General features: G+C 74.2%; 7 protein-coding genes and 1 pseudogene. 2 read left to right on the top strand and 6 right to left on the bottom strand.

The genetic code is table 11. The features are described 5' to 3' along the window. From ACSNOD_RS25920 to ACSNOD_RS25895, 6 genes and pseudogenes are all read right to left on the bottom strand, one after another. Positions 1-481: pseudogene (locus ACSNOD_RS25920) on the bottom strand (hypothetical protein); the annotation flags it as partial. Between the two features lie 8 nt (positions 482-489). Further along, positions 490-1,212, bottom strand: a complete 723-nt coding sequence (locus tag ACSNOD_RS25915) for a 4'-phosphopantetheinyl transferase family protein (protein WP_436769472.1) — start codon at positions 1,210-1,212, stop codon at positions 490-492. Positions 1,213-1,227: 15 nt separating this feature from the next. Then, a complete protein-coding gene (locus ACSNOD_RS25910; RefSeq protein WP_436769471.1) occupies positions 1,228-2,118 on the bottom strand; it encodes a DUF6206 family protein in 891 nt (296 codons plus the stop codon). Positions 2,119-2,174: 56 nt separating this feature from the next. Then, positions 2,175-3,431, bottom strand: coding sequence for a beta-ketoacyl-[acyl-carrier-protein] synthase family protein (locus ACSNOD_RS25905; RefSeq protein ID WP_436769470.1), 1,257 nt, complete (start codon positions 3,429-3,431; stop codon positions 2,175-2,177). Continuing rightward, positions 3,428-3,676, bottom strand: coding sequence for an acyl carrier protein (locus tag ACSNOD_RS25900; protein ID WP_436769469.1), 249 nt, complete (start codon positions 3,674-3,676; stop codon positions 3,428-3,430). Before ACSNOD_RS25900 ends, ACSNOD_RS25905 begins: the two co-directional genes overlap by 4 nt. 126 nt (positions 3,677-3,802) lie before the next feature. After that, positions 3,803-4,804 carry a beta-ketoacyl-ACP synthase III gene (locus ACSNOD_RS25895; protein ID WP_436769468.1) on the bottom strand — a complete coding sequence of 334 codons (1,002 nt, stop codon included), beginning with the start codon at positions 4,802-4,804 and terminating at the stop codon, positions 3,803-3,805. Positions 4,805-5,136: 332 nt separating this feature from the next. Here ACSNOD_RS25895 and ACSNOD_RS25890 point away from each other — a divergent pair, with 332 nt between their 5' ends. Beyond that, on the top strand, positions 5,137-5,421 hold the full coding sequence (locus ACSNOD_RS25890) for an acyl carrier protein (RefSeq protein WP_436769467.1): 285 nt from the start codon (positions 5,137-5,139) through the stop codon (positions 5,419-5,421). Beyond that, on the top strand, positions 5,418-7,534 hold a 2,117-nt coding region (locus tag ACSNOD_RS25885), incomplete at its 3' end, for an aminotransferase class I/II-fold pyridoxal phosphate-dependent enzyme (RefSeq protein WP_436769466.1). The genes ACSNOD_RS25890 and ACSNOD_RS25885, both read left to right, overlap by 4 nt.

The raw sequence follows: 7,534 nt of genomic DNA, 5'->3' as shown, positions 1-7,534 counted from the left end.
CGGCGGGGGTGTCGGGGTGACCGGGGAGCGGGTGGTCGTGGTGCTCGTGGTGGTCGTGGAAGCGGATGCGCTGGAGGGCCCAGCCCTGCGCGGCCAGGGCGCGCAGCAGAACGCGCCAGTAGAGGCCGCAGCTCAGCCGCATCTCGTCGGCGTGGGCGGGGAGGGACTCCAGCCGGCGCTCGCGGTCCAGGGCGAGCGCCAGGTACTCCGTACGGGCCGCGCCGACGCCGTCCATGTCCCCGTACGGTCCGCCGCCGGTGCCCGGGCCCGTACCGGCGTACGATTCGCCGCTCCCGGGGGCGCCGTCGAGGAACGCGGCGGCGGCCCGCCGGGCGCCCTCGCTCCGCAGCCGGGCCACCCCCCAGGGCTGGCAGTTGTGGGACGACGGGCTGAGGGCGGCGATCTCCAGTGCCGCCCCGAGCGCCGCCCGGAAGGGCGGTGGCACGGGTGGCGGCGGGGACGAGGGGGGTGTCGGCATCATCGGAGGACCTACTTCCAGACCATGGCGAGTGCGTAACCGTCGATTTCACGGGCCCAGGTGGCGAAGCGCCGGCCGTCGGCGGCGGTCGGCGCGTGGCGGCACAGCTCCGGGCCGCCCCGCCAGGAGAAGCGGCCGTCGGCTCCCCAGCCGGTGAGGCGGACCTCGCGGGAGTCGACCCGCAGGCCGAACCCGAAGTGCTTGAGCACCGCTTCCTTGCAGGCCCAGCGCAGGGGCAGCGGCATGGCGAGATCGGCGCCGTCGGCCAGCAGTTCGACGAAGGGCGGGGCCATGCGGCGGCAGCGTTCCAGGTCGACGCCGATCGGGCGCGGGCCGCACGCGGCGACGGCGAAGTCCACGGAGTGCGAGAGCCCGATCTCGACCGGCAGGTCGACCACGGGCTTTCCGGCGCGCAGCCCGGTGGCCACCGCGCCGATCCGCACCGCGCGGGTCGGGGGCGCGGGGCCGAGGTGGCGCTGGTGGTGGGCGCAGACGCCGTGCTTGAGAGCCAGCCGCCCGGCGAGCCACTCGTAGCGGCGCTTGCGGAAGGTCAGGGTGGCGGCGTGGGCGGCCTCCTCGGGGGCGAGATGGCGGGCCTCCAGCGCGGCCAGTTGTCCGGCGGTGCGCCGGCGCAGCCAGGCGATGGAGACCACGGCGACGGTGAGCCGGCCCGGTCCGTGGCCGAGGTGGAGCGGGCGGTCCGGGTCGAGCCGGAGGCACGGCAGTGGGGTCATGGCACGGGGCGCGGGTCAGCGGTCGACGGCGGGGGGCAGCAGAAAGGGGTAGGGGCGCCGGCGCACCCGGCGGTGCCAGAAGCGGTCGGCCCGGCGCAGCCGCTGGATGAGCTCCCACATCCGGGCGTCGGAGGCGTAGTAGGCGGCCACCTCGGCGGCGTCCAGGGGCTTCCCGAGGCGGGCATTGGCCTGTTCCAGGAAGCCGGGGATCAGCGCGTCCAGCCGCTCCTTGTGGAGGTTGCCGAGGAAGTCGAGGACGACGCCCCGGGGAGTGTAGAACTTGTCGAAGATCGACCTGGTCATGGTCAGCCGTACGGCGTCGCGGAGCACCCAGGGCAGGGAGGTGAAGAACAGCCGCACGTCGAGGCGTTCGCGGGCGCGGTGGTCGCGCATCAGCGGGGTGGTGATGTCGAGGTGGACGAGTTCGCCGTCGAGGTCGACCCAGTTGGCGGCCTGGGCGTCCAGCCCGAGGGACGGGGTGACGACCGCCTCGATCCGGTCCAGGAAGCGGTCGAAGAAGTCCTTGGCCCAGGCTTCGCCCTCGGTGTGCAGCAGGCGGGAGCAGAGCCGCCGCTCGGGCAGGGCGGGCTGGACGCAGTAGCCGACGACACGGCCGGAGGGCAGCTCCATGTGCCACAGCCGGGTGGGGGCGACCCGCAGCCCGGCCGAGCCGAGCCGCCGGAGGTACTCGTCGAGGACGCCGCGGTAGCGCTCGAAGCGCTCCCGGTCGGGGAAGACGGGCAGCCGTTTGCAGGCGAAGGCGCCCTCGGCGGTGCGCAGCCGCAGGACCAGGGTGACCTCGCCGTGGCCCAGGATGTCCAGGGCGGTGTCGTCGGCGGTGGCGAGGGCGGTCGCGACCCGCGCCTCGAGGGCGCGCAGTTCGCCGTCGGGGACGGTGCAGGACATGGGGACCCCTGAGTGCGCTCGATGGGCTGGTGGGTGGGCGTTCGCGGGCCGGCGGCTCAGGGCGTGGTGAAGAGCAGGACGGCGTTCTGGCCGCCGAAGCCGAACGCGTTGCTCAGGGCGACGTGGAACCGGCCGCGGCGGGGCGCTCCGGCGACGACGTCGAGCTCGACCCCGGGGTCCTGCCGGTCGAGGTTGGCGGTGGGCGGCACGGTCCCGTGCTGGAGGGCCAGCACGGTCAGGGCCGCCTCGATGGCGCCGGCGGCGCCGAGCGCGTGGCCGAGGACGCCCTTGGTGGAGGTGACGGCCGCGGCGTCGCCGAGGAGTTTGCGCAGGACCCGGGCCTCGACGGCGTCGTTGAGTGGGGTCGCGGTGCCGTGCGCGTTGACGTGGTCGACCTCCGAGGGCATGACGCCGGCCTGGTCGAGCGCGGTGCGCAGGGCCCGGAGCGCACCCGCCCCCTCGGGGTCGGGTGCGGTCATGTGGTGGGCGTCGGCCGAGGCCCCGTAGCCGGCGAGGAGGGCTCGTACGGGGGCGCCGCGGGCGAGCGCGTCCCGCCGCCGCTCCAGGACCAGCATGCCGCTGCCCTCCCCGATGACGAACCCGTCCCGGTCGGCGTCGAAGGGGCGGGAGGCGGCGGCGGGTTCGGCCAGCCGCCGGGAGAGCGCGCCCATGCGGGCGAAGCCGGTCACGATGAGGGGGCTCACGCCGGCCTCCGCGCCGCCGGCGACGACCACGTCGCAGGTGCCGTCGCGCAGCAGGGCGCACGCGGTGCCGAGGGCGGTGGCCCCGGAGGCGCAGGCGGTGGCGGTGACGAGGTTGGGGCCGGTGGCGCCGAGTTCCATCGCCAGGTGGCCGGCGGCCATATTGGGCACCAGCAGGGGGATGAGCAGGGCGGAGACCGCGTTCGGCCCGCTCTCCAGCATCCTGCGGTGCTGCTGTTCCCAGGTGGTGACGCCGCCCAGGCCGCAGCCGACGACCACGCCGACGCGGGCCCCGTCCCAGGTGCGCGGGTCGAGCCCGGAGTCGGTGACGGCCTCGCGGGCGGCGGCGACGGCCAGTTGGACGAACCGGTCGTGGACCAGGGGGCTGCGGCGGCCGACGTGCCGGGTGGCGGAGAAGCCGGGCACGGTGCAGGAGATGTCCACCGGGAGCCCGCCGAGCCGGGGGTCGCGGCGGGCCGCGGAGACGCCCCGGCAGACCCCCTCCCAGGTGGCCTCCGTGCCGATGCCCGCCGGTGTGACCAGGCCGAGCCCGGTGACGGCGACGGCCTCCGCGGCCGTCCCCGGGGTTGTCGCGGCCGTCCCCGCGGTCATGAGGAGGCCGCCGCGGCGACTTGGTGCTCGATGAGCTCGGCGGCGTGGGCGAGGGTGTCCCCGGGGGCGGTGGCGTCCTCGCCGATCTCCACCCCGAACTCGGACTGGATCACCAGCAGCAGTTCCACCAGGAAGAGGGAGTCCATCTCGAGTTCCGCGAAGGTGGCGTCGGGTCCGATCAGGTCGGGGTCCACCGCGAAGCGGGTCACGAGCAGCTCGGCCAGCTTGTCGTACATCGCGCTCATGTCGTCTCGTCTCCTGTGTCGTACGGGTCGGGTGGTCCGGTCGCGGGCCGGGTGGTCCGGTCGCGGGCCGGCGGCGTCGCGGAGTGGCGGCGTCGCGGAGTGGCGGCGTCGCGGGGGCTTCGCGAGTCAGGCCCGCTCCAGGCGGGGCCAGGTCAGCACCGTGGAGCCCCAGGTGAGGCCGCCGCCGAAGGCGGTCAGCAGCACGCGGTCCCCGGCGCGCAGCACCCCGTCGGCGTGGGCCCGGTCCAGCGCCAGCGGTATGGAGGCCGCGGCCGTGTTGCCCACCTCGGCGATGTCGCTGACGCTGCGGTCGCGCGGAATGCCGAGGTCGTCGGCGAGGTGCTGGATGATCCGTGCGTTCGCCTGGTGGCTGACCAGGCGGTCGACGTCGGCGGGGCTCCAGCCGGCCCGGTCGAGCACGGTGCGGCCGGAGCGGGCCATGCGGCGCACGGCGCGCCAGAAGACCTCCTTGCCGGCCATCCGGAAGCAGTGCTCGGCGGCCGTGGCGGGCACGCCCGACAGCCGCTGGCGGGAGCCGCCGGCCGGCACGGTGATCAGGTCCTGGCCCTCGCCGTCGCTGCCGAGGTCGAACGGGCCCAGGGCGCCGGGCTCGTCCGGCTCGCCGGCCCGCAGCACCACCGCCCCGGCCCCGTCGCCGAAGATCACGGCGGTGGAGCGGTCGGTGGGGTCGAGGATGCTGGTGAAGGTCTCGGCGCCGATGACCAGCACCCGGTCGGCGGCGCGGGCGGCGATCAGCCCGGCGGCGGTGGCGAGCGCGTAGACGAACCCGGTGCACACGGCCGAGACGTCGTACGCGGCCACCCCGCCCAGGCCGAGCCGGCTCGCCACGGCCGGGGCGGTGGCGGGGCAGGGGTGGTCGGGCGTGGTGGTGGCCACCAGGACGGCGTCCGCCTGGGGCTCGCCGGAGGACTTCAGGGCACGGGCGCCGGCGCCCACGGCGAGGTCCGAGGTCGCGGTGCCCGGGTCGGCGACATGGCGCCGGCGGACACCGGTCCGGCTCCGTATCCAGGCGTCGGAGCTGTCCAGCGCCGGGGCGAGTTCGGCATTCGAGACCGCTCTCGGCGGCAGACAACTGCCGATTCCGGCCAGTACGGCGGCCCGGCTCATCGGTCACCTCGCATTTCCGGGGCGGAAGGCTTGCGCCCATGGCAGTCCGGAAGGACTGACTGCCCAGAGTCTGCGGGCGGGAGCTGACCGGTCACTGACCGATGGCTGACCCGCCGTGCCGAGCCGCGTGCTGCGCCGCGCCAAGTCGCTTGCCGGGCCGTCGCCTTTCGGCGTGAATGCTCGGCGGCGTGCCGCAACAGCCGTGCGGGTTCGCGGAATTCGGCGGCCGGGGTCCGGTCAGCGGGACGTCAGGGGCCGGTCAGCCGGACCCGGAACACTGGCTGCTGCCCGCATTCCCATGCGTCCCATGAGGAAACGGATCGAGGACGGCCATGACCACGCAGCAGTCACTCATCAATTACATCGCCGAGGTGTGGATGGACGGCGATACCGAAGGGCTGGACTCGGAAGTCCCCATCACCGAGCTCAACATCATCGACTCGGCCTCCCTCTTCGATCTCGTGCACTATCTGCAGAGCGAGTTCCGCGTCACGGTGCCCCTGCGCGAGGTGTCACCGGAGAACTTCCGCACCGTGAACACCATTGCCGCCCTGGTCGAACGGCTGCGGAGCGCGGGCGGGGAGCGGGCGGCGGACGAACGGGAGAGCGTCCGATGACGACGAGTCCCACCCGCGGCCCGGACACCGCCGGAATTCGCCGGCAGGTGGTGGACATCGTGGCCGCGCGCACGCTCTACGACGAGACCTATCTGCGGCCGGAGAGCCATTTCGAGGGCGAACTCGGCATCGACTCGGTGGTGCTGGAATCGATCCTCGCGTCGGTGGGCGACCACTTCGGGGTCCGGCCGGGGCGGCCGGAGCAGCTCGCGACGGTCCAGGACCTGGTCACGGCCGTGGAACGGGCGCTCGGCGCGGCGGGTGGCACGGCGGGCGGTGCCGCGGGTGGCGCCCCGGACGGCACGGCGAGTGGCGCCGCGGATGGCGCCCCGGACGGGGAGAGCGCCGACGCGGGCCGGGAAGAGGCCGGGACCCGCGCAGATCCGCTGCTGGAGACCATCGTCACCACCACCATGCGGCACACCCACTACCGGCGCGACCAACTGGACCTCGACGCCGATCTGGAAGGCGAGCTGGGCATCGACTCCGTGGTGCTGGCGTCCATCACCGCCGATGTGGCCGAGACGCTGGGGCTGCGGGAGGCCGCCGCGCGGTCGGTCACGGCGGGCTCGCTGCGCGGGCTGCGGGCCGAGCTGGCGGCGTACGTCCCGGCGTCCGGCGTGCGCGCCGCGTCGACCGGCGGTGTGCGCGCCGAACCGGACGCCGTCGCGTCGACCGCTCGGGAGCCGGCCGCGCCGCCGTCCCCGGAACCGGCCGGCGCCCCCGTACCGCCCGACGGCGAGCCGTGGGACGACCGCTCCATGAAGGACTTCATCGAGCAGCGCGACCCCGACCTCTTCGCCAAGGCCCGCTCCTTCCGTTCCCATCTGCGCGAACGGGAGCGGCGCCAACTGTACTGGTACGGCATGCCCCTGCACTCGCGCTGCGAGAACCGGGCCGTCATTCACGACGAACTCACGGGGCACACGCGGGAATTCCTCATGTTCGCCTCGAACAACTATCTGGGAATCGCCAATCATCCCAAGGTCGTCGACGCGGTGTGCGAGGCCACCCGGGCCTATGGGGCGACCCATACGGGCTGTCGGCTGATCGGGGGGACCAACCATCTCCACAAGGAGCTGGAGCGCCGGATCGCGGCCTTCAAGCACCGGCCGGCCTGCATTGTCTATCCGGGGGGCTACGCGGCGAATCTGGGCTGTGTCTCGGCGCTGGTGAAAAGCCATGACGCGGTCGTGGCCGACAAGCTCAACCACATGAGCATCGTCGACGGCGCGAAGCTGTCGGACGGGGTCCGCAGGATTTACCGGCACAACGACATGGCGGACCTGGAACGCGTGCTGGAGCGCTGCGCGGACCAGGTGGCGGGAAAACTCGTCGTGACCGACGGCGTGTTCAGCATGCACGGGGACATCTGCGAACTGCCCGAGATCGTCACGCTGGCCGAGCGGTACGGCGCCCGGGTGCTCGTCGACGACGCCCACGCCACCGGGGTGCTCGGCGCGCGCGGCACGGGGACGGCCGAGCACTTCGGCCTCACCGGGCGGGTGGACCTCGAACTGGGCACCATGAGCAAGGCGCTGGCCGGCATGGGCGGCTTCGTGGTCGGCGACGAGGACGTCATCGAGTACCTGCGGTTCTACTCGCACTCCTATGTGTTCGCGGCCACGATCCCGGCGGGCGTGGCCGCCGGGCTGATCGCCGCGATCGACGTCATCGAGTCGGAGCCCGAGCGCCTCACCCGGCTCTGGTCCAACATCCGTCTGCTGCGCGGTCTGCTGCTGGACGCCGGGTTCGACCTGGAGCGCACCGAGAGCGCGATCCTGCCGCTGGTCGTCGGTGACGAGCGCACGGCGCTGGAGATGGGGCGGGCGGTGCGGGCCCGCGGGCTGTTCTGCCAGACCGTGGTGTTCCCCGGGGTGCCCCTCGGCGACGCCCGGCTGCGGATCAGCGTCACCTCCGAGCACACCCGGCAGGACCTGGAACAGGCCGCGGAGATCTTCGTGGACGCCGGCCGGGAGACCGGCGTCCTGCCGGGGAGGGACGGCGCGGGCGGCGTGAGCGGCGTGAGCGGCACGGGCCCGGGGCGCGTACGGGGCCGGTGTCGCGCCCGGGGCTTTCCTGGCCCGTGTCCTCCTCCGCGCCGGCGACGACG

Origin of the sequence: Streptomyces sp. URMC 123 (assembly GCF_051386515.1) — a bacterium.
GTDB lineage: Bacteria > Actinomycetota > Actinomycetes > Streptomycetales > Streptomycetaceae > Streptomyces.
This window is presented reverse-complemented; position numbering and strand designations above follow the sequence as displayed.